Source organism: Arthrobacter sp. JSM 101049 (assembly GCF_041679245.1).
In the GTDB taxonomy this organism is placed as follows: Bacteria; Actinomycetota; Actinomycetes; order Actinomycetales; family Micrococcaceae; genus Arthrobacter_H.
In genome coordinates this window covers 632840-654130 of the sequence record NZ_JBGFFC010000002.1, presented here as the reverse complement: position 1 = coordinate 654130, position 21291 = coordinate 632840, and the positions used below count along the sequence as shown (strand labels likewise).

General features: G+C 69.8%; 20 protein-coding genes. 5 read left to right on the top strand and 15 right to left on the bottom strand.

Translation table 11 applies throughout. The annotated features are described in order from the left end of the window. Positions 1-29: 29 nt before the first annotated feature. Together AB8M85_RS08275 and AB8M85_RS08270 are read right to left on the bottom strand one after the other, a co-directional pair. Entirely contained in the window at positions 30-806 is a 777-nt protein-coding gene (locus AB8M85_RS08275; protein WP_372698298.1) for a hypothetical protein, read from the bottom strand. A gap of 174 nt (positions 807-980) precedes the next feature. Then, positions 981-2006, bottom strand: coding sequence for a copper resistance D family protein (locus AB8M85_RS08270; RefSeq protein WP_372698297.1), 1026 nt, complete (start codon positions 2004-2006; stop codon positions 981-983). Positions 2007-2278: 272 nt separating this feature from the next. Here AB8M85_RS08270 and AB8M85_RS08265 point away from each other — a divergent pair, with 272 nt between their 5' ends. After that, a complete protein-coding gene (locus tag AB8M85_RS08265; protein ID WP_372698296.1) occupies positions 2279-3118 on the top strand; it encodes an NAD-dependent epimerase/dehydratase family protein in 840 nt (279 codons plus the stop codon). A gap of 107 nt (positions 3119-3225) precedes the next feature. Here the strand turns inward: AB8M85_RS08265 and catA are convergent, their stop codons facing one another. The 5 genes from catA to AB8M85_RS08240 all read right to left on the bottom strand — a co-directional run bounded on the left by catA (position 3226) and on the right by AB8M85_RS08240 (position 7622). Then, positions 3226-4086: a catechol 1,2-dioxygenase gene (gene catA, locus AB8M85_RS08260; RefSeq protein WP_372698295.1), complete on the bottom strand. Its 861-nt coding sequence runs from the start codon at positions 4084-4086 to the stop codon at positions 3226-3228. 168 nt (positions 4087-4254) lie between these two features. Then, positions 4255-4533 (bottom strand): muconolactone Delta-isomerase, encoded by a 279-nt coding sequence (gene catC, locus AB8M85_RS08255; protein WP_372698294.1) that lies wholly within the window; start codon positions 4531-4533, stop codon positions 4255-4257. Between the two features lie 64 nt (positions 4534-4597). Continuing rightward, positions 4598-5698 (bottom strand): enolase C-terminal domain-like protein, encoded by a 1101-nt coding sequence (locus AB8M85_RS08250; protein ID WP_372698293.1) that lies wholly within the window; start codon positions 5696-5698, stop codon positions 4598-4600. After that, positions 5695-6588: a LysR substrate-binding domain-containing protein gene (locus tag AB8M85_RS08245; protein ID WP_372698292.1), complete on the bottom strand. Its 894-nt coding sequence runs from the start codon at positions 6586-6588 to the stop codon at positions 5695-5697. The genes AB8M85_RS08250 and AB8M85_RS08245 overlap by 4 nt, the downstream gene beginning before the upstream one ends. Positions 6589-6683: 95 nt before the next feature. After that, complete coding sequence (locus AB8M85_RS08240; RefSeq protein WP_372698291.1) at positions 6684-7622, bottom strand: LysR family transcriptional regulator; 939 nt, start codon at positions 7620-7622, stop codon at positions 6684-6686. Positions 7623-7719: 97 nt separating this feature from the next. Between AB8M85_RS08240 and AB8M85_RS08235 the strand changes: the two genes are divergently transcribed. Next, positions 7720-8634: a DMT family transporter gene (locus tag AB8M85_RS08235; RefSeq protein ID WP_372698290.1), complete on the top strand. Its 915-nt coding sequence runs from the start codon at positions 7720-7722 to the stop codon at positions 8632-8634. Between the two features lie 40 nt (positions 8635-8674). On the opposite strand, the gene AB8M85_RS08230 is transcribed toward AB8M85_RS08235, so the two are convergent. The 5 genes from AB8M85_RS08230 to AB8M85_RS08210 all read right to left on the bottom strand — a co-directional run bounded on the left by AB8M85_RS08230 (position 8675) and on the right by AB8M85_RS08210 (position 15559). Beyond that, positions 8675-10540 (bottom strand): glycerophosphoryl diester phosphodiesterase membrane domain-containing protein, encoded by a 1866-nt coding sequence (locus tag AB8M85_RS08230; protein WP_372698289.1) that lies wholly within the window; start codon positions 10538-10540, stop codon positions 8675-8677. A gap of 250 nt (positions 10541-10790) precedes the next feature. Further along, positions 10791-12299, bottom strand: coding sequence for an amino acid permease (locus AB8M85_RS08225; protein ID WP_372698288.1), 1509 nt, complete (start codon positions 12297-12299; stop codon positions 10791-10793). A 44-nt stretch (positions 12300-12343) separates the two neighbouring features. Beyond that, positions 12344-13756 (bottom strand): aspartate ammonia-lyase, encoded by a 1413-nt coding sequence (locus AB8M85_RS08220; protein WP_372698287.1) that lies wholly within the window; start codon positions 13754-13756, stop codon positions 12344-12346. Between the two features lie 95 nt (positions 13757-13851). Next, on the bottom strand, positions 13852-14841 hold the full coding sequence (locus AB8M85_RS08215) for an asparaginase (RefSeq protein ID WP_372698286.1): 990 nt from the start codon (positions 14839-14841) through the stop codon (positions 13852-13854). A 16-nt stretch (positions 14842-14857) separates the two neighbouring features. Next, positions 14858-15559 (bottom strand): FadR/GntR family transcriptional regulator, encoded by a 702-nt coding sequence (locus tag AB8M85_RS08210; protein ID WP_372698285.1) that lies wholly within the window; start codon positions 15557-15559, stop codon positions 14858-14860. 433 nt (positions 15560-15992) lie between these two features. Here AB8M85_RS08210 and AB8M85_RS08205 point away from each other — a divergent pair, with 433 nt between their 5' ends. After that, on the top strand, positions 15993-16337 hold the full coding sequence (locus AB8M85_RS08205; RefSeq protein WP_372698284.1) for a DUF2316 family protein: 345 nt from the start codon (positions 15993-15995) through the stop codon (positions 16335-16337). Positions 16338-16632: 295 nt separating this feature from the next. Here AB8M85_RS08205 and AB8M85_RS08200 read toward each other — a convergent pair whose 3' ends face one another. Beyond that, on the bottom strand, positions 16633-17385 hold the full coding sequence (locus AB8M85_RS08200) for a hypothetical protein (protein WP_372698283.1): 753 nt from the start codon (positions 17383-17385) through the stop codon (positions 16633-16635). A 67-nt stretch (positions 17386-17452) separates the two neighbouring features. On the opposite strand from AB8M85_RS08200, the gene AB8M85_RS08195 reads away from it, so the two are divergent. Together AB8M85_RS08195 and AB8M85_RS08190 are read left to right on the top strand one after the other, a co-directional pair. Next, positions 17453-18151 carry a histidine phosphatase family protein gene (locus AB8M85_RS08195; protein WP_372698282.1) on the top strand — a complete coding sequence of 233 codons (699 nt, stop codon included), beginning with the start codon at positions 17453-17455 and terminating at the stop codon, positions 18149-18151. Between the two features lie 152 nt (positions 18152-18303). Continuing rightward, positions 18304-19035 (top strand): PepSY domain-containing protein, encoded by a 732-nt coding sequence (locus AB8M85_RS08190; protein ID WP_372698281.1) that lies wholly within the window; start codon positions 18304-18306, stop codon positions 19033-19035. Positions 19036-19435: 400 nt separating this feature from the next. On the opposite strand, the gene AB8M85_RS08185 is transcribed toward AB8M85_RS08190, so the two are convergent. Both AB8M85_RS08185 and AB8M85_RS08180 read right to left on the bottom strand, forming a co-directional pair. Beyond that, positions 19436-20566: a PLP-dependent cysteine synthase family protein gene (locus tag AB8M85_RS08185; RefSeq protein ID WP_372698280.1), complete on the bottom strand. Its 1131-nt coding sequence runs from the start codon at positions 20564-20566 to the stop codon at positions 19436-19438. Then, a complete protein-coding gene (locus tag AB8M85_RS08180) occupies positions 20563-21261 on the bottom strand; it encodes a transcriptional regulator (RefSeq protein ID WP_372698279.1) in 699 nt (232 codons plus the stop codon). The genes AB8M85_RS08185 and AB8M85_RS08180 overlap by 4 nt, the downstream gene beginning before the upstream one ends. Between the last annotated feature and the right edge of the window lie 30 nt (positions 21262-21291).

Below are 21291 nucleotides of genomic sequence, written 5' to 3'. Positions count from 1 at the left end.
TATCGGTCCTTTCCCTGGTGGTGGTGTGCCTAGTGCTGTTCGGCCTGGCGGCGGCGGACCATGTAGACCCCGGCGCCTGCGGCGACCAGCACCAGACCGCCACCCAGGGCGATCATGCCGGTGTCCATGCCGGCCGTGCTCCCGCCACCGGTTTCCGGATTGCCGATCGGCATGTCCATCTGCGATGCCGCGAGCGTCCCGCACAGGGCGGGCGAGGTGGCCGCCAGCGGCAGCTCCGGGACGAGGTTGGACTTGGCGTTCGCCGCTTCCTTGCCCAGGGTCGCCGGATCCAGTCCATGCACGACGACCGAGGCATTGCCTGCTTCGATCGCCTTCAGGGTCTTCTCGTTCATCGTGAAGGTGCGCTCGTAGGTGTAGCTGCCACCCATCCCGGCCACCTTGAGGTCCGTTGCGGCCTTGGCACTGGTGTCGCCCTTGGTGGAGAGGGTGGTGCCGATCTTCCCGTAGGACGGCATGCCCTCCACTGTGTCGACGATCCCATCGCCGTTCTGGTCCGCCTCCGGCGTCGGGCAAACACCCTGCGAATCGACGGTCAGGTGCACGTGCTGGACGTGCGGGTAGGGGTCGCCGTTGAACTTCTCGGCCAGTCCGCTGACCTTCTCGGTGACGGTGGCCTGGTCACCGTCGATGCTGACCATCACCGTCCCCGTCGCGTCGCTTCCGTTGAGTGCCTCGAGCTCGGCCTGATAGGAGTGGGTCCCCTCGTGGGCGGAGGCACCGGCGGCGGTTGCCGCCACCATTCCCAACGCCATGACCGGAACGGCCATCATGTGTAGCTTCTTCATCGGTTCTTTCCTTCCTCGGTGGTGCCGTCCCGGGTGGGCGGCACGTGAGTTCGTGAATCAGAACTGTGTTGCACCTCACGTTCGGAACGAGGGGCGGGGTCGGATTGGTCCGCAGCGCGACATTTTCCGGGGGCCTTGAGGCCGCCAGTGGTGCCAGGCGGGCGACGGGGTCGGTCAGGCCGCCGGGGGAGCCGTGCGGCCCAGGACGACGGCCAAGGCGATCGTGCCGCCCATGACCAGGATCTCCAGGGCGATCAGCCGCCAGGCCGGCGCTGAGGGGCCCGAGCCGGACGCCGTGGCGGAGGTGATCCAGCGCCGGTGCCGGAAGCCGATCACACCCAGCCCGAGCATGGCCGCGGTCTTGGCCAGGACGAGGCCCCCATACGGGGTGGCCAGGGCAGCGGGGGATCCGATGCGCAGGGCAGCAGTGGCCACGCCCGTGGCGAAGACGAGCGCGTAGGCGATGCCGGCGAGCCGCGAGAAGCGCCGGAAGGTATCCAGTACGACCCCCGGATGTGCCCGCCCCGGGCGCAGCAGGTCGGCCACCAGCCCCAGCACGACCACCCCGCCGACCCACGCGGCCACCCCGAGCACGTGCCCGGCCAGCAGCACGGGGGCCAGCGAATTGTGGGACGAGAGCGCATGGCCGTCCTGCGACAGCGGAACCACCGTCGAGGCAGCCAACGTGAGGGCCACGAGCTGGGCATCACCGCGCCAGTGCGAGAGCAGCAGGACCACGAGCGCGACGGCGAGCACCACAACACGGGCGCGCCCCGGCGTCGTGCCCCAGGCATAGATCCCGAATTCGCCCCACGGGATCCCCCCGTCCAACGGGTGGCCGATGGTGTCGGCGAAGGTGAGGACCAGGACCGCTGCCGCCGCCGCAGCCCAGATTGCCGCCGCACGGCCGGCGATGACCACGAGTCGGGCGCGCAGCCCCTCGTTGTCGGGTCCGAGGGCCAGGATGCCCCGCGTGAAGGCCAGCGCCCCCACCACCACCGAGAGCGAAACGTGGTGGAGGGCCAGTGCCGCCGGCAGGCCCCAGCGGACCAGGGCCCCGGGATCGCCCAGGACGCGCGGGGCTGCGTTCCCCGACATCAACAGGGCCAGGAGGAGGGCCAGGGCCGTGACGACCACACCGGCCACGGTCCAGCGGACAGGGACGGCGGCCGATGGTCGGCGGGGGTCAGAGGTGGTCATGGCCTCGTCCTTGCTGTGCGGAGGTGGTGTGCGGTCCCGGAGGCCCACCCCTTGTTCGGAGCCGAGGCTCCCCGTGGATGGGATGCGGTGCCGGGCTGGACGACGGCGGCCTCCTGCCGTGGGCCCGGGAGGGGCGCGCTGCGGACGCCCGTTCGCGCTCGACTGCTGGGGCGACGACGCGCGACTGCCTCGTGACCGCCGGGGGAGAATGGGAAGCGGAACAAGCGGCTGCCGATAGGTGCAGGCCGGGACCGGAAGGGAAGGATGCGCATATGGCCGTGGTGATCGTCGGGTGCGGAGATGTGGGGACGGAAGCCGGACTGCGGTTCGCCGCCGCGGGCCATCGCGTCGAGGGCTGGCGCCGCTCTGCGCAGGTGCTGCCCGCGGCCATCAAGCCCGTGGTGGCGGACCTGGCCGGCGAGCTGCCGCGCTTCCCGGCCGATACCGAGGTCGTGGTGCACGCCCCGGCCGCGGGAGGGCGCAGCGTGCAGGCCTACCGGCGCGTCTACCTGGACGGCCTGGCCGGCGTCCTGCGGGCCTTGGAGCGCGACCGCGTGATCCCGCGCCGCATCGTCCTGGTCTCCTCGACGGCGGTGTACGCCGATACCGAGGGCGCGTGGGTCGACGAGACCACTCCCGCCGACCCGCCCACCGAAACCTCCATCATCCTGCGCGACGCCGAGGAACTGCTGGCCGCCCGCGCGCCCCAGGGTGTCGTCCTGCGGCTGGCCGGGATCTACGGGCCGGGGCGCATGCGGCTGGTCGACAAGGCCCGCGCCGGAGCCGCCGAGCCGGGATGGGACCGCTTCACCAACCGCATCCACCGCGACGATGCGGCAGCCGCCATCGTCCACCTGGCCACCGGCGTGGCCGATCCGGCGGCGGTCTACAACGGCGTGGACCGGGAACCGGCCGTGCTCGGCGAGGTCCTGGACTTCCTGGCGGACCGGCTGGACGTCGACCGCCCGCTGCGGGACGGGGCAGGGGCGCCGTCGACGGGCAAGCGCATCAGCGGTGAGCTGCTGCGGTCGACTGGTTTCGAATTCGCCTACCCGTCGTACCGCGAGGGCTATGCCGCGGTCCTGGCCGGCGAGGGGACCCGGCACCCGTAGGGACCAGGCGCGTCCCGGGCCGGACACCGGCTTAGACAACGGCCCGCGGATACGCCGACGGCCGGCCCACCCCCGGTGGGCCGGCCGTCAACGCCGGCGGGTTGCGGCTACTTCTGCACCGGGTCCAGCACGAAGTCGTAGTCGACCTCGACGCCGGTGCCGGACGCGGCCGGCTTCGGGTCCAGCAGCAGCTCGGGCTTCACGGCAGTGGCGATGTCGTCGTCGTTGTGCGGGTCGCCCGGGAAGTACAGCTGGGCAGTCAGCAGCTCGTACCCGGGGGCCGAGACCTTCAGGTGCAGGTGGGCCGGGCGCCAGGCGTGCCACCCGGCGGCGGCGATCAGCTGGCCGCAGGCGCCGTCGGTCGGGATCTGGTACGGCGCGGGCTGCATCGTGTTGATCTGGAAGTTGCCCTCGGCGTCGGCGATGAACGTGCCACGCAGGTTCCACTCCGGCAGGCCCGGGGCGAACTGCGAGTAGAAGCCCGCCGAGTCGGCGTGCCACAGCTCGACCTTGGCGTTCGGCAGCGCCGAGCCGTCGGTGGAGCGGACCTGGCCCTGGAAGAGCAGCGGGGTCCCGTCCTCGTCCTCGCGCATGGAGATCGTCGCCGGGGAATCCTGGCTGGGGGCGTCCGGGATGTAGTAGGGGCCTTCGATCGAGCCCTTGTTGCCCTCGCGGTGGTCGGTGGCGACCTCCTCGACGGAGTGCTCCAGCCACACGTCCAGGAACAGCGGCCATTCGCCGTCCTCGCCGACCTTGATCAGCCAGGCCTTCAGGGCGTTGAACTCGTCGTAGCTGACGCGCTCCTCGAGGACGATGTCGTTCGCGGCCTGGATGAGCTTTCCCGCGAGCATGCTGACGCGCTCGACCGAAACCTCCGCGGTACTGGTCTTGCCTGATTCGCGGAAGCGGTCGGTGGCGGCACTGCCGGACTTGGCGGCGGTGGCATCTGCTGTGGTTTCGATGGACATGGTGGCTCCTTTGCCGATCTGGGACGCCGGTAGACGGGCTGGATCACCCGGGTTGGTGATGGACGTCATGGTGTGCTGTTGGGGATCAATCTAGGCCCTCTGATTGAGCCAACGGAAATACCCATTTCGTCGTAATTCAGATGAATCGCATATCAATGCTGGCCGGGACTACCGGATCGAGTTCGGGTGCTGGGCCAGCGGGGTGACCTTGATGGACATGTACGGGTACATCGGGAAGCCGGAGAGGATGCCGTGCAGTTCGTCGTTGCTCTCGACGTCGAACAGCGAGTGGTTCGCGTACTCGCCGACGATCCTCCAGATGCCGGCCATCTTGCCGGACTCCTGCAGGTGGCGTGAATAGGCCTTCTCGCGGACCTGGAAGTCGGCGATCTGCTCGGCGGTCAGGTGGTCGGGAAAGCGCACGTCCATGCGGGCGAGGAACATCATGGTGGTCTCCTGTCGGTGGTGGGGTATCGGTGGCGGGGTATGAGGGCGGTGACCCGCCCCGTGGTCAGTCCTGGCGGTAGTGGGCGAGCTTGTCCTCGTCGACGGCAGCGCCGACCCCGGGGACCTCGCGGACGCGGATGCGCCCATCGCGGATCGCCAGCGGCTCGGCCAGCAGGTCATCGGCCATGTCCAGGAAGTTGGACAGTTCGCCGGCCCGGCGGCTGGAGGCCTCGTGGGCGGCGCCGAAGGTGACGGTGGCCAGGGAGCCGATCTGCGTGTCGATCTGGTTGCCCATGGTCACGTCGACCCCGAGACCCGTGCACAACCCGAGGATCTCGGTCGCCTCGGTGAAGCCGGAACGGGCGGTCTTGATGCAGATGGCGTTGGAGCCGCCGGAGAGCAGTTCGCGCGAGACGTCGCCAGCGGTGGGCACCGACTCGTCGCCGACGATCGGGATCGGGGATTTCTCCACGAGGCGGCGCCGGGACATGGCCTCCTTGGCGTCGCAGGGTTCCTCCAGCATCGTCAGTCCCAGGCCCTCGGTGCGTTGGAGTACCTGCATCGCCTCGTTGGCCGTCCACCCGCGGTTGGCGTCCAGGTAGAGCTCCACGTCCTCGCCCAGGCCCTCGCGCAGGACGTGGCAGGCCTCGATGTCCAGGGCGAGCGGACGGCGGCCGACCTTGAGCTTGAAGGTGGTGATCCCGTAGTCCTGGCCGAAGCGCAGCGCCTCCTCGAGCAGCTCCTGGGCGGGCTTGAAGCCGAGCATGTGGGACACGCGCATCGACTCGGTGTAGCCGCCGAGCAGCTTGTGCACCTGTGTGGCGGTGGCCTGGCCGATGAGGTCCCACAAGGCGATGTCGAGTGCGCCCTTGGCGACCTGGTTGTGGATGGTGCGGCGCAGCACCTCGTGGATGCGTTCGCGGTCGAACGGGTCCAGCCCGAGCAGCTGCGGGGCGAAGACATCCTCGGTGATCGTGCGGATGGACTGCTGGGTCTCCCCGTAGGTGTAGGGCCGCGGCGGTGCGTCGGCCGTGCCGACCAGGCCGTCGTCGGTGTGCACGCGGATCAGGACATGGTCCGCCGTCGCCACCTCGCCGGAGGCGAAGCGCAGCGGGTGCGTGTAGGGGATGGCGTAGGGGATCGCTTCGATCCGCTCGATCTTCACGGGGCGTTTCCTTCCGGAGGGGGCGGTGGGGTGCACACTTCCAGGAAGTTGCGCAGCAGCGGGGCATCGTTGCCGGTCTTCCAGGCCAGGGCCAGGTCGACGGCGGGGGCATGGCGCAGCGGTCGGAACGTGATCCGCTGGCTGGAGGGCAGGCGTGCCGTGGTCGGCAGCAGGGCGACGCCGAGCCCGGCGTCGACGAAGGTGAGCAGCGTCGAGGTCTCCCGGGCCACCTGGACCACGCGGGGGACGAAGCCGACCCGCCGACAGGCCTCGTGGAAGATCAGGTTCACCGCCGAGGTGGCCGGATAGCAGATGAAGGGTTCGTCGGCCAGATCGGAGAGGTCCAGTTCCGCACGCGCGGCGAGCCGGTGGTTCTCCGGCAGGGCCACGCTGAGTCGGTCCTGTTCCAGGAACTTCAGCTCCACGGCGTCGGAGCGCACCGGCGGACGCAGGACCGCGACGTCGAGGCGTCCCTCCACCAGCGCCTCCTCCATTTCCGGGGTGAGCATCTCACCCTGGACGTTCAGCTGCAGCCCGGGCATGCGTTCGCGGGCCGAGGCCACGATGCCGGGCATCAGGCGGTAGGTGGCCGTGCCGGTGAAGCCAACGCGCAGCACGCCGGTGGCACCCTCGCCGACGGTCCGCACGTCCTGGGCCAGCTGCTCGAGCTCGGCCAGCAGGGTGCGGGCCCGACCCAGGAACATCTCGCCGGCCGGGGTCAGGTCGACCCGGCGGGTGGTGCGGGTGAGCAACGGGGTGCCGAGTTGTTCCTCGAGCTGCTTGATCTGCTGGGAGAGCGGGGGCTGGGCCATGTGCAGGCGCGCGGCGGCGCGGCCGAAGTGGCGTTCTTCGGCGACGGCGACGAAGTAGCGCAGGTGTCTGGTTTCCATGGGGCTCCGATGATCCGGTCCGGGCGGTGGCCACGGTGGCGTCTCGTCAGAACTCTAGGCGGTGCCGCTCGGAGGGGGAAATACCTATTAGACGTCTATTCAGAGTCTACGCGTCCTAATGCCATAGCGCCTGCTGCCAGCCGGTCGAGGACCAGCGCGAGCGCCGGCCAGGCGCTGCGTCCGCGGCGCGTCCGCGCGAAGGCGCGAAGGCGGACCTCGGGGTCGTGCAGCGGCAGGATGGTGATGCCCTTCCGCTCGGGTCGGTTTCCGGGCAGGAGCCCGATGCCCATTCCGGCGAGGATGAGGTCCTCGACCAGGTCCAGGCTGTCCGATTGGTGCCGCAGGCGCGGGGTGAACCCGGCCATTGCGGAGATCATGCGCAGCACCGTCTCGTCGGCGATGTTGCGGGAGTTCCCGATCCAGTCGTGGTCCTCGAAGGCCGCGAAGACGGTCGCGGCATCGGGCCCGCTGGTCCCGCGCCGTGCCGCCGCGAACCGCCGGGCGTCCGCGGTCGGCACGCCGAGCCCCCACGGGGTGCTCCAGAGCGGAAGCGTGTCCAGGCCCGGACCGGCCGGGTCCGGGGCCAGGTTGTAGTCGTAGGTCAGGGCCAGGTCGATGGCGTCGACGGCAAGCTGCTTCTGCGCCTCGGCTGGCTCGTGCTCGAGCACCACGATCCCGACCTTCGGGTGGTGCCGGGCCAAATCGTCGATGATGGGCATGAGCGTGCTGCGGATCGCCGTGGCGAAGCCGGCCACCCGCAAGGTGCCGGACGGTTCGGCCCCGGGATCCAGGTCGAGCCGGGCCGCGTCGACGGCGGCCAGGATGTCCTCGGCATGGTCGGCCAGCCGGAGGCCTGCCGGGGTCAGGCGCACTCCGCGCCCGTCGGGCTCGAGCAGCCGGGCCCCGGTCTCCCGGGCCAGCAGGGCGATCTGCTGGGAGACGGTCGACGTCGTCGTGCCCAGCAAGTCGGCGACGCCGCGCATCGACCCCATGCGGGAGAGCTCGTACAGATACTGCAGGCGACGGGTTTCCATGGGTCCCATTGTGCGCCAAAACCGTACGTGAATGCCGAATGGTTTGTTGTCGATTGTCACGTGGACGTGGATGGATCCCGTGCTGTCCAATGGGGGCATGACTTCCTCACCGCGCGTGGCGCGCAACTCCGCGGGGGCCGGATCGCTCATGGCGCTGGCTTCGATGACCTGCGTGCAGCTGGGCCTGGCCGTCTCCGTCGGCCTGATCGGCGTCCTCGGGCCGGAAGGGGTGGCCTGGCTGCGGCTGGCCTGGGCTGCCGTCATCCTCGTGGCCATCGGACGGCCTTGGCGGGTGCACTTCGGCCGCGCCGCGCTGCTGGCCAGCGTCATGCTGGGCGTGGTCACCGGCGGGGTCACCATCTTCTTCATGCTCGCCGTCGAACGCATCCCGCTGGGAACCGCCAGCGCGCTGGAATTCCTGGGCCCGCTGTCGGTGGCGGTCGTCCAGGGTCGGGGTGCCGCGCGGTGGTGGGCGCTGGTCGCCGCTGCCGGGGTGCTCGGCCTGACCGAGCCGTGGACCGCGGCCACCGACCTCGTGGGGATCCTGTTCGCGCTGGCCGCCGCCGCCTGCTGGGCCGGCTATGTGCTCTTCACGCAGAAGGCCGGCGACACGGCCTCCGGGATCAGCGCGCTGGGCATCTCGATGCCGGTCGCGGCGATCGCCGCGACCCTGGTGGTCGGCCCCTCGATCCTCGGGCGGCTGGACTGGCAGGTGCTCCTGATCGGCTTCGGGTTGGCCCTGCTGCTGCCGGTCATCCCCTTCAGCCTGGAAATGCTCGCCCTGCGCAAGCTCACCACCGCCGCCTTTGGGACGCTGATGTGCCTGGAACCGGCGATCGCGGTGCTGATCGGCTTCACGATCCTGCACCAGGTACCGCGTCCGGCCGCCCTGGTCGGGATCGTCCTGGTCGTCGCCGCGGGCATCGGCGCCACGCGGACGGGGCAGCGCCGGGTGGCGGTGCCCGCCGGGGTGCCGGTCGGCGAAGGGACGACGGCGGACGCCCGCCCCTGAGGCGATGCCCCCGGTCTGCGGTCGGGGGCCGGCAGAACCGTCAGGGCGCCGCGGGAGCCACCGTCGGGGCGAACCACGACCACACCGGTGCCGGGACAAAGGTGCCCAGCATCCGCATCGCATCGCGCAGCGGCACCGAGGCATGGGGTGCGGTGGCCATTTCGGAGCGGATCCGGCGGGCCAGGTTCGGGTGGTCGGTGACGACCCCGTCCACGCCGTCGTAGAGGTAGCCGCGGATGCGTTCGGGGCGGTTGACGGTCCAGACGTAGACGGGCATGCCGGCGGCGCGGGCCTGGCGCAGGAACTCCCGCGAGTAGGAGGACTGCTCGACGACCAGGAAGTCGCAGTCCACGTCCGGGATGCCGCCGAGGGTCATCGCGATCGTGTAGCCGACCTGCAGGTCGGGACGCCGCGCCTTCAGCGACTCGACGAGTCCGGCGTCAAGGGAGTGGTAGATGTTGGCATCCAGCGGCCCCACCGATTCCAGTTCGCTGATGAACCGGTCGAGGTAGTCGGCCGTTTCGTGGTGGTGGACCTTGGGCTCGATGAGCAGCTTGACCTCCAGCTCCTGGGCCCGGCGCACGTAGTCCACCATCGAGGGGATGGTGTCGGAGAAGCCCCGCGCACTCACGGTCACCTGTTCGGCCTCGGCCAGCGTCAGGTCGTACGTGTTCACGTTGCGGCCCGACAACAGCAGCAGGTTCGTGTCGTGGCTGGCGATGAAGTGCCCGTCCTTGGTCTGCTGGACGTCGACCTCCACGATGTCGGGATGCTGGGTGGCTGCGGCCTCCAGGGCTCCGATGGTGTTCTCGACCCCGCCCCAGACATGGCCCCGGTGCGCGATGACCAGCGGATCGGCGGTTGTCGGGCTGCCGGCCGCCATGGCCGGGGCACCGGCCACGGCGATGGCGACGACGCCGGCGCCAGCTCCGGCGCGCAGGGCCAGCCGTGGGCGACGGACGGGCCGTCGGCCCGCCTCCGGCTGACCATCGGCGTCGGCCGGGCCGGGGGAGTCCACCCGGGCCAGCAGCAGGTCGATGACCGCCACGGTGGCCACGCCCACCACGATGAAGGCCACCACCCGGGTGGCATCGAGCCCCAGCGCGGCGACGAAGCGTGAATTGGTGTCCAGCAGGGCGCCGGGGAGGGTCGCGCACCAGGCCAGCAGCCGGTCCGGCAGGCCGTAGGCCAGCACGACGGCACCCACCGGGGCACATGCGATCAACGGCAGGCGCAGGCGCCGGGTGCGGGTGGCGTCCCAGCTGGCCAGCATGGCACGCAGCGGGGTCATCCGCCGCGCCACGAGCAGGGGCAGGGTCGCGACCAGGCGGAAGTTCAGGTACACCACCGCGCCGATCGCCGACACGTAGATGCCCAGGCTCAACGGCTTCTTCAGGTACTCGGCGGTGACAAACGGCGGGACGCCGATGTCCCGCGTCAGCGGCGAAAGCACACCCAGCCCGCTCAGCGGCAGGACCAGGAAGAGGTAGGCGGCCAGCAGCGGGACCTGCACCGACAGGGCCCACCAGCCGGCGCGCGTCCGGCGGCCCGGTGGCGCATCCCGCCCGTGCGTCCCGGCCCGTTGCCGCCTGGACGCAGCGATGACCACCAGGTATTGGAGGCAGAGGGCGACCAGGGCGATCGCGCCGGCGGCCGCCAGCAGGACCACCGAGACCGGCCGGTCCAGCAAGTGCCAGAAGTTGCGGTCGGTCAGGTTCGCCATCCCGGCCACGTCCAGTGCGTGGGTGAAGAGGGACCGGACCACCGGCAGGACCAGGACCAGGGTGGCCGCCTGGCAGAGGATGAGCAGGCCGAACGGGGTCCCCAACCCCTGCAGGGACCGCCGGCGGGGGAGGTCGGATGCAGCCGGGTGCGGCGGCGGTGTCGTGGCGTGCTGGTGGTTCACGATGGCGCTACCCCGCGTCCTTTCCGGCCGGTTCGACAAGAGGTCGACTCCCGAGTTTACCGGAACCCGCACGTCGATCGTGGACCGCCGCCGGGCAGTCTACGCACCATTGGCGGGCCTCGGAGGTCGGGCCAGGGAGGCCGGGCCAGGGAGGCCGGACCACGGAGGGCGGGCCACGGAGGCCGCACCACGGACGACGGCGCCGCGCACCGTGCGCGACGCCGTCACCGGGCCCCATCGGGAGTCGGGGTCAGTGGATGTCGACCGGTTCGCGCTCGTCGCCGCCGGGCAGCAGTCCCGCCTCGGCCTGGGCGGCGATCTGCCGGACCCTGCCGCGGCAGGCGTACCAGCCGATCACCAGCGCCGGGATGATGACCACGATCGAGGCGACCGTCCAGGTGCCCACGGGGGAGTCGAAGGCCATCAGCACCACGACGCACAGCAGGAACGCCAGGGTGAGGTAGCCGCTCCACGGGGCGAAGACCATGTGGAATTTCGGGCGGACCGCTTCGCCGCGCCGGGTCAGCCGGTGGAACGCCAGCTGGCAGAGGATGATCATCGCCCAGCAGGAGATGATGCCCAGCGAGGCGATGTTCAGCACGATCTCGAAGGCCTTCGCCGGAACCACGGCGTTGAGCAGCACGCCCAGGCAGGCGACGACGGCGGTGAGCATGATGCCGCCGTAGGGCACCCCGGCACGGTTCATCTTCGAGGCGAACTTCGGCGCGGACCCGGCCAGCGACATGCTGCGCATGATCCGCCCGGTCGAATACAGGCCCGCGTTCAGCGAGGACAGCGCGGCGGTGAGGACCACCAGGTTCATGATCGAGTCCATGCCGGCGACGCCGATCGACCCGAAGAAGGTCACGAACGGGCTGACCCCGGCCTGGTAGTCGGTGAAGGGCAGCAGCAGCGAGAGCAGCGTCAGCGATCCGACGTAGAACACGGCGATGCGGATGACCACGGTGTTGATTGCCTTGGGCATGATCTTCTCCGGGTTCTCGGTTTCGCCGGCGGCGGTGCCCAGCAGCTCGATCGAGGCGTAGGAGAACACCACGCCCTGCATGACCACCAGCACCGGCAGCAGGCCGTGGGGCAGGATGCCGCCGTTGTTGGCCAGCAGCGAGAAGCCGACCTCGTGCCCCTCGATGGGCGTGCCGAAGAGGACGAAGTAGATGCCGACGGCCAGGAAGCCCACCAGGGCCACGACCTTGATCAGGGCGAACCAGAACTCCAGCTCGCCGAAGACCTTTACCGAGACCAGGTTGGCCGAGAGGACCACCAGCAGGGCGGCCAGCGCCCACATCCACTGCGGCACCCCGCCGATCCACGGGACGTACTTGGCGAAGAAGTGCATGTAGAGCGCGACGGCGGTGATGTCCACGATCGCGGTCATCGACCAGTTCAGCCAATACAGCCAGCCGGTGACGAAGGCTGCCTTCTCGCCGAAGAACTCGCGGGCGTAGGAGACGAAGGAGCCGGTGGTCGGGCGGTGCAGCACCAGTTCGCCCAGCGCGCGCAGGATCAGGAAGGCGAAGAACCCGCAGACCGCGAAGGCGATGACCAGGCCCGGCCCGGCCTCGGCCAGGCGTCCCCCGGCCCCCATGAACAGGCCGGTGCCGATGGCCCCGCCGATCGCGATCATCTGGATCTGCCGGTTGTGCAGGCCCTTCTGGTAGTCGCCGTCGCCGACGGTCAGGGCGGCCTCGGAGGCGTGGCGGGTGGCCGGGTGGCCGGGGGCTTTCGTGCTCGGGGTCATGCGGGGGTGTCCTTTGGTCGGGAGCGGACGGTGCGGGACGTCGGTCAGTCGGAGAGGTTTGCCAGGCGCTCGGGGCGCAGCAGTTCGTCGAGCTCGGCGCGGGAGAGCAGGTCCTGCTCGAGGACCAGGTCGGCGATGCCGCGGCCCGAATGCAGGGCCTCGAGCGCAATGGCCGTGGAGGCGGCGTAGCCCAGCTGCGGGGTCAGCGCGGTGACCAGCCCGATCGAGTTCTCCACGTTGCGGCGCAGCTGCTCGGCGTTGGCGGTGATCCCGGAGACGCAGTTGCGGGCCAGGGTCTGGCAGGCGGCCTCGAGGTGGCGCATGGACATCGACAGCGAATGCACGATCACCGGTTCGAAGGCGTTCAGCTGCAGCTGCCCGCCCTCGGCGGCCATCGAGATCGTCACGTCGTGGCCGATCACCTGGTAGGCGACCTGGTTGACGACCTCGGGGATCACCGGGTTGACCTTGCCGGGCATGATCGAGGAGCCGGCCTGCACGGCGGGCAGGTTGATCTCGTTGAATCCCACGCGCGGGCCGGAGGAGAGCAGGCGCAGGTCGTTGCAGATCTTCGAGAGCTTCACGGCCACGCGCTTGAGCACCCCGGACAGGTGCACGAACGCGCCCACGTCCTGGGTCGCCTCGATGAGGTCCGGCGAGGTGGTCAGCGGCAGCCCGGTCAGCTCGACCAGGTGGCGGCAGGCGGCCTCGGTGTAGCCGGCCGGGGCGTTGAGCGAGGTGCCGATCGCGGTGGCGCCGAGGTTGATCTCGTGCACCAGTTCCAGCGATTCGGCCAGCCGGTCGCGGTCCTCGCGGATGGTCACCGCGTAGGTGCCGAATTCCTGGCCGAGGGTCATCGGCACGGCGTCCTGCAGCTGGGTGCGGCCCATCTTCACCACGGTCCGGAATTCCAGCGCCTTGCGCGCGAACGCGCCCTCGAGTTCCTCGATCGCCGCCAGCAGCGGGACCGCGGTGAAGGAGGTCGCGACGTTGACCGCGGTGGGGTAGACGTCATTGGTGGACTGGGAGAGGTTCACGTGGTCGTTGGGGTGCAGGTGCCGGTAGTCCCCGCGCTGGTGGCCCAGGATCTCCAGCGCCCGGTTGGCGATGACCTCGTTGGCGTTCATGTTGGTGCTGGTCCCGGCACCGCCCTGGATGACGTCGACGATGAACTGCTCGTGCAGGGCCCCGTTGGCGATCTCCGCGCAGGCCGCCTCGATCGCGTCGGCGCGGGTGGCATCGAGCAGCCCGAGTTCGCGGTTGGCCCGGGCGGCGGCCTGCTTGACGAGGGCGAGCGCGCGGATCAGGTGCGGGTTGGAGGCCAGGCGCTGCCCGGTGATCGGGAAGTTCTCCGCAGCGCGGAGCGTGTGCACGCCCCAGTAGGCGTCGGTGGGGACCTCGCGGTCGCCGATCAGGTCGTGCTCGAGGCGGGTGGCGGCCGGGCTGGTGCTGGGCATGACGGGGTGTTCTCCTGTGGTGGGTGTTCCGGTGGGGCAGTGGTGGTCCTGCCGCGGGGGTGGTGCGGAGGTATCCGGGGTGGGGCAGGGGTGGATCAGTGCACGACGCCGGATAGCTCGCCCACGCGCTGTCCTCCACCGAGGGCGGGGACGGACAGCAGGGGGTGCAGTGCCGCGGCCAGGGCCGCGTCGCCGAGCATGCTGCCGGCGGCGGCCGGCAGGGTGCGGCCGGACAGGGCCGCGGCGGCGACGGGCATCCGGGCCCGGTCCCCGCCGTCGGAGATCTTCACGGCCAGTCCGGTGCCGTCGGGCAGGCCGATGGCCTGGATGCCCTCGAAGCCGTCCTTGGCGACCAGGCCGGGCACCGCGCGCATGACGGCGGTGACGTCGCGGCCCTCGCCGGCGACGAGGTCGGGGTGCGCGCGCATCGCGTCGGCGACCTGGCGTTCGGCGGTCCCTTCAGCGGCGGAAGCCAGCAGGGCGAACGCGCGGGCGAGCCCGGCCAGGGTGATCGTGTAGACCGGGGTGCCGCAGCCGTCGGTGCTGGTGGCCCCGACCGGTTCACCGGCCAGATCCTCGACTGAGGTGCGCAGCAGTTCGTTCACCGGGTGCCCAACGTCCAGGTAGCCCTCCACCGGCCAGCCGCGCTGCACGCACAACGCCAGCAGGGCGGCGTGCTTGCCGGAGCAGTTCTGCGCCTGGCGGGTGGGGCCGTGGCCGGCGGCCAGCCACGCGGCGCGCTCGGACGGACCGTAGGGAAGGTCGGCGCTGTTGGCCAGCGCGGCATCGTCCAGCCCGGCACCTGCCAGCGTGGAGGCTGCGACCTCCTGGTGGCGGGCCGATCCGTTGTGGCTGGCGGAGGCCAGTGCGAGCTGTTCCGGACTCACGCGCAGGCCGGCGCGGAGCATGCCCACGGCGAAGAGCGGCTTCAGGGCCGAGCGGGGGTAGAAGCGGGCGGTCGCGTCACCGAGGGAGCCGAGCACCGACCCGTCGGGGGAGGTCGCCACGAGCGAGCCGTAGTGGATGGATTCGACGGCGTCGCCACGGGTGGCAACGGCCAGGGGTGCGTGGGAGGGAAGGTTCATGGCTATCCGTTCCTGACTATCCGTTGCTGACGAGGTGGGCGACGGCGCCGCGGACGGCCCCGAGGTGGTTCTGCATGGCACGTTCGGCCGCTTTCGGGTCGCGGGCCTCGATGGCCGCGACGATGTCCTGGTGCTCGGCGTCGGAGGGACGGCGCCGTCCGGAGACCAGGTTCAGCGTCTCGGATTGGCGGGCCATGGCGTCGCGGATGTCGCCGACGACCTTGAGGAAGACGCCGTTGCCGCTGGCGGCGGCGATGGCGAGGTGGAAGGCGGCATCGAGCTCCACCCAGGCACCGGCGTCGTCCTCGGTGCGCATGGTCTCCATCAGCGAGGTGAGCCGCTCGAGGTCCTCGGCGCTGCGGCGCTCGGCCGCCAGGCGGGCGGCGGGGGCCTCGATGTGGGGGCGGGCCTCGAGCAGGTCGGACGAGGAGAAGCTGCCCAGGAGCAGGTCCTGCTGGGGGGCCTCGGCGATGACGAAGGTGCCGCGGCCGGTCTCGGTGCGGGTCAGGCCCAGGGCGGCGCAGGAGCGCAGGGCCTCGCGCACCACCGAGCGGCTGACACCGAACTGGCTGCCGAGGGTGGCCTCGGAGCTGAGCCGGGTGCCGACGGCCAGCTCGCCCGACGCGATGGCGTCCCGGAGTGAACGGAAGACGGCCTCGGAGGCGCTCGTGCGCTCGATCCGAGGTTGTTCTGCTGTCCAGCTGTCTGACAGGTTCATGCTCAGTACTATGGCACTGCTCACAGGCTGTGGTCAAAACGGGGGCGGGGCGTACACGCCTTGTTGCCGAAAGGGATATAGCGCTATTCTTAATGGCGCAGACCCCCCGCACATGTGGATCAGGGGGTCTAGCTGTTTAATCTCTCAAATGAACTTCCTGATCAGATCGGCCCCGCTAGATTCCCGCGGAACACGTCGAGGATCCCGCTCTGACAGGTAGTCGTCGTACCAATTCCAGGCAAACCCGGTTCGGGGATACTGCTCTAGGGTGGCTCCCCAGTGTGCAACTACAGGCCGGGTTGATCTCCCCGCGGGCGCCCGCCCGTTAAGGAGCAGTCTGGCGTAGGGTGCAAGGGGACGGACACCAGCGGCGTCGGGGCCGCCCGCAGGTCCTGCCAGCGGCTGCCCTGATGCCACCAGCGAAGGAGCCACCATGACGTTGAAACCCGCGGAGCGCCAGGCCACCAGCGAGCAGCTCACCGCCAACCTCGAACTCTCCGGCCTTGCCCGCCAGCAGGTGTGCGAGGACCTCGACTTCAGCGACGACGAGCTCCAGGCCTCGCTGGAACTGCGCGAACTCGTCGACCCGGTCGACGTGTGGGTGCTGCGCGACTATCTGGAACTGGCGGTGCGCCAGGCCGGTGCCGAGCCGGTGGACTACACGGTGCTCACCGAGGAGGCGCGGACCGAGGCCTACAAGTGGTACGTGCTGCGCGACGCGCCGCAACCCGGGACCGGCACGTCTGCCGACGCCCCCGAAAGCGCCGACGTCGACTGAGCCGCGGGTCGGGTGGGCCGGCGTCGCCTATCCGCCGGTCCCGGCGAGCAGGCGACGCCGCTGCTCCGGATCGGCAGCCGCGGCACGATTTCTCCGAAGTCCGCGACCTGGAGTTGGAGCTGGCCCGCCGCAGCCCGGACTGCACGGTCGTCTCGCGGCAGGCGACGGTCCGGCACTACAAGCGCTCGGGACGCCTGCTCGACGCGCAGGGCCGCTCGTGCGGGAGCGTGCCCATGCCGTTATGGCAGGCCGCGCGGGTGGGTTGAATGCCTCTGGTGGTATGCAACCGGCCCGGTCATTCGGAGGGCATCGCCGCGTACTCGCGGGCAAACCGCGCACCGGCCCTCTCCTGCCTGGCGTAGTGCACGGTGACCAGGACCAGGGCGACGGCGAGCGCCACCCCGATGAGCTGCGTGGAGACCGAGGGGCTCGCCACGCCCGGCTCGAGCCGCTGCACTGCGGTGGAGAGGAAGATCAGCGGAATGTAGAGCATGTTGAAGAACGACAGGTAGGGGATCGCCACGGCATAGCGGACCGCTTGGCGGCGCAGCTCGTCCTCCGGCGGCCTTCCGGCACCCTTGCAGACCACCCGGTGCAACAGGCGGACATGGTCGGGGTTCACCCGCGCATCGTGCAGGGTTCGGTCGCGGAACTGGATGCCAGCGGCCAAGGCGGCGACGCCGGTGCCGAACAAGGCCAGCTGGATGCCGGCCACCAGGGCAATGCCACTGCCCAGGACGACGGCGGCACCGGCCAGGGGCGCGCCGGCCACCGCGGGAGGGACCAGGGCCAGGACCGCAGCGTAGCCGGCGACCACCAGGCCCGCCCGGCGCCACCAGTGACCCTGTGGCGCCCCTGGGGTTCCAGCACCCAGGAACCGCCCGGTGCCCAGGAGCCACGCGGCCGAGACGAACGCGGTCGGTGCCTGGGCCATCAGCAGGACGACCGCCGGCGACAGGTCGGACACCCCGGTGAGCAGCCAGGCCACCAGCCCGACGGCATAGGCCAGTCCCGCGAGCAGGGCCTCCAGATAGAGGAGGACTTTCAATTCGTGGGTTCCCTCGGTTGTCGGTAGCGTGAGACCAACGTATTACACGGAGGCAGGGAGCGGTTCGATGCGGTTGTATCTGGTGCGGCACGGTCAGACAGCATCAAATGTCGGGGGATACCTCGACACCACTGTCCCCGGGGCGCCGTTGAACGAGCTCGGCCAGGACCAGGCACGTCTGTTGGTCCGGACCCTGGACGGGCTGCCCCTTGAGGCCCTCTACGCCTCCACGCAGCGCCGAGCCCAGCAGACCGCTGCCCCGCTCGCTGCGGACCGGGGACTCGAGGTCGCCGTCCGCGATGGCCTGCGGGAGATCGCGGCCGGCGAGCTGGAAATGCGCAACGACGAGGACGCCGTGCGCGCCTACTTCATGGCCTTCGGCGCCTTTGCCGCGGGCGACCTGCAGGCCCGCATGCCCGGAGGGGAAACGGGGGCCCAGGTCCTGGGCAGGTTCGACGAGGTCGTGGAGGAGATCTCCGCCAGTGGGGTCGAGGCCGCGGCCATCGTCAGCCACGGCGCCATGTTGCGCACCTGGACCGGCTATCGGTGCGTAAACCTCGACGCCGAGTACGTGCTGCGCAACCCGCTGACCAATACCGGCGTCATCGCCGTTGACGGCAGTCCATCCTCCGGTTGGCTGGCCGACACCTGGATCGGCGAACCGGTCGCCGCCCCGGAGGAAGAAGCGGGGCCCACGGGAGAGTCCGTCGACGACGCCGTCGAGGACGCCGGGGACCGCGAAGACCGCAGCGACCGCGGCTTCTGACGGCACGGGCCGCGCGACCAGGGCCCGGCGCCGGCAGCGGGCTCGGCGGCGCACGAAGTCCGATGCCGCTGGGTGCCGGAATCCTTAGACACCGCCGAGCGGCGCCACGTAGATTGGCAAGTCCGACACCGACGTTGCGAAGGAGCGGATCCATGGGCACGAACATGCAGCCACGACAGGATGCGAGGCCCCGGGACGGGGTCATCGGGCCACACCCGACGAGCCAGCGCCGATTTGCCCCGGTGCTCGCCGTGTCGGCCTCGGCCCTCCTGGCGCTGTCGGCTTGTTCCGGTTCGGGAGGAACAGGGGAGTCCGCGCCGGCGATGTCCCCGTCCAGCAGCAGCGGGACATCGTCGATGGCCTCCGAATCATCGACCGGCACTACCGGATCGACGGCTTCCGCGTCGGCAAGCTCGACAGCAGGTTCGTCGACACCGGCAGGGGGCAGGACGTCGCTGGAAGACGCAGCCCAGACGGCATTGGATGAGGTTCCCGGGAGCACGCTGACCTCCATCGAGACCGAATCCGACGGCGATGCCTGGGAAGTCCAGGTGGTCACCGATGACGGGACCGAACATGAGATCGACATTTCCATGTCCGACGGAACCGTCATCGGCCAGCCGGTGACGAAGAACGAGGACGCCCAGGACAAGAAGAAACACCAGGACCGCGTGGCCGCAGCCAAACTGGACTACAAGGAAGCGGCCGAAAAGCTCAGGGACGCCGTCCCGAACGCCCGGATCGTGGAGCTGAACCTCGACACCGAACGTGGAACCACGGTGTGGGAGGGCGACCTGGTGGACGACGGCGGCACCAAGCATGCGGTGGCCGTCGATGCCGCCAGCGGCAAGGTCGTGAAGAACGCCGTGGACTCCGACGACTGACCCGCGCAGAGACTTGTCGGCGATGCGGGGGAGCGGGCTTGTTGTAGGGCCGATCGCCCTGCGGTGAAGCCGGGCGCGCTGGCCACAAAGCCGACGATTTTGAGCACGCGCTTGACCGCGGTCAGGTCGCCCGACAGCGAGCGGATGGCGGCCACGGCATTGAGCGTGCGCTGCTGGGCCGCGGCCTGCGCCGGCTCGAGGGCGGCGGCATCACCAACTTTGCCGACGTGCAGCAGCGTCCCCTCGGCGAGGGGCAGCTGGCCAGGGGTATGGATGTACGTCCCGGACTGGACGGCTGGTACTGCTGGTACCTAGGCAGCGACCGTTGCCGCAACCTCGGGGATGCGCAGTCCCGCCGTTCCAGCCGTTCTTCCGGGTGGCCAGGGGTGAGCGGTCGTGTTCAGGACAGCTTTCCGGTGCGCATGAAGTCTTCGAGGCGCTGCCGGTAGGGAGTGATGTCGATGCCGTTCTCGGCCAGCCAATTGTCCGAATAGTACTTGTCGAGGTAGCGCTCGCCCGGGTCGCAGATCAGCGAGACGATGCTCCCGCGCTTTCCTGCGGCGACCATCTCGGAGACGAGGCGCAGCGCGGCCCACAAGCTCGTGCCGGTGGAGGCTCCGGTCCGGCGTCCGAGAAGCTGCTCCAGGAGCAGTATCGAGGCGATGGCCGCGGCATCGGGTACGCGCATCATGCGGTCGATGCTCGAGACGATGAAGCTGGCCTCGACGCGCTGGCGGCCGATGCCCTCGATCCGTGAGCCGACCTGCGTCGTGACGGTTCCGTCATGGTCGCGCCAGCCGGGGAAGAACGCGGAATTCTCCGGGTCGGCAACGCAGATTCCCGTTTCCCGGCCCGTGTACCTGACGTAGCGGGCCAGGGTCGCCGATGTTCCGCCGGTGCCGGCGGTGGCAACGATCCACGTGGGTTCCGGATGCTGTTCCATGGACATCTGTTCGAAGATGGATTCGGCGATGTTGTTGTTTCCGCGCCAGTCCGTTGCCCGCTCGGCGTAGGTGAACTGGTCCATATAGTGCCCGCCGGTCTTCTCAGCCAACCCGGAGGCGACGTCGTAGACCTCGTTGGCATTGTCTACGAAATGGCAGGTGCCGCCGTGGAACTTGATGAGGTCCACTTTCTGGGCGCTCGTGGACCGGGCCATGACCGCGATGAAGGGCACGCCGATCAGGCTGGCGAAGTAGGCCTCCGAAACGGCGGTCGAACCGCTGGAGGCCTCGATGACCGGCCGGCCCGGCCGGATCCATCCATTGCACAGGGCATGGAGGAACAGTGAACGGGCCAGGCGGTGCTTCAGGGAGCCGGTGGGATGGCTCGACTCGTCCTTGAGGTAGAGGTCCACGCCCCAGGCCAACGGCAACGGAACCTGGAACAAATGGGTGTCGGAGGAGCGGTTCGCATCCGCCTGGACCTTCCTCACGGCATCGGTAAGCCACCTGCGGTACTCCGGATCGTACCTGTTGATGTCCTCCTCGTCGGAGACGAGCGGACCCACCTGCTTTGCGGGAGCGGTCATGAGATTCCTTCCAGCGATCGATCCTGAAGTTCATTAAGGTAGTTGTAGATGGTGAAGCGGGTGACATCCAGGGCGGAAGCCACGTCCTCCACCGCTTCCTTGACCTGGAACACCCCGCGTTCGTTCAAGGCGGCCACGACGTCGATTTTGTGTGACTTCTTCATCAGCTCGACCGGGATCCCCGTGCTGTCGATCACCTCTTTCATCATCTGGGTGGTGAGCTCGGCGACCGTCCGGGGGAAGGCCTCGCTGGGCGTTTCCGGAACTGGGAGAACCATCGACTCCGGATCGCCGCCCAGCAGGGAACCGAGAAGGCGGTGTGCCTGGCGCACGTTCGTGACGTCGATGTTCAGGCACAGGGCGGCGACCGCGGAATCGTCGACCGGGTCCCGCACGATGATCGTGCTGGAGCGGCCCTCCCTGCCGCCGGGCAGCTTCGTCGCGTAGCCGATGATGTTGCTCTTCGCCCCACCGAGAACATGCTGCAGCAGCAAGTCGGTGGGAGGCGATCCCACGCGCCGGCCGGTGACGCCACCCCCGATGGCGTAGATCGAGTTCTCCAGATTCGTGAGGTCGTGGACGACCACCTCGCACCCTTCGCCCAGTGCGACGGCGAGCGGTTCGACCACCTGCGAGAGAAGGTCGAGGATCTTCCGTGCCCTGTCCCGGTCCGCGATCGACCGATCATTTTCCACGGGGGCCTCCGAGCTTGGGGGAATTCCATT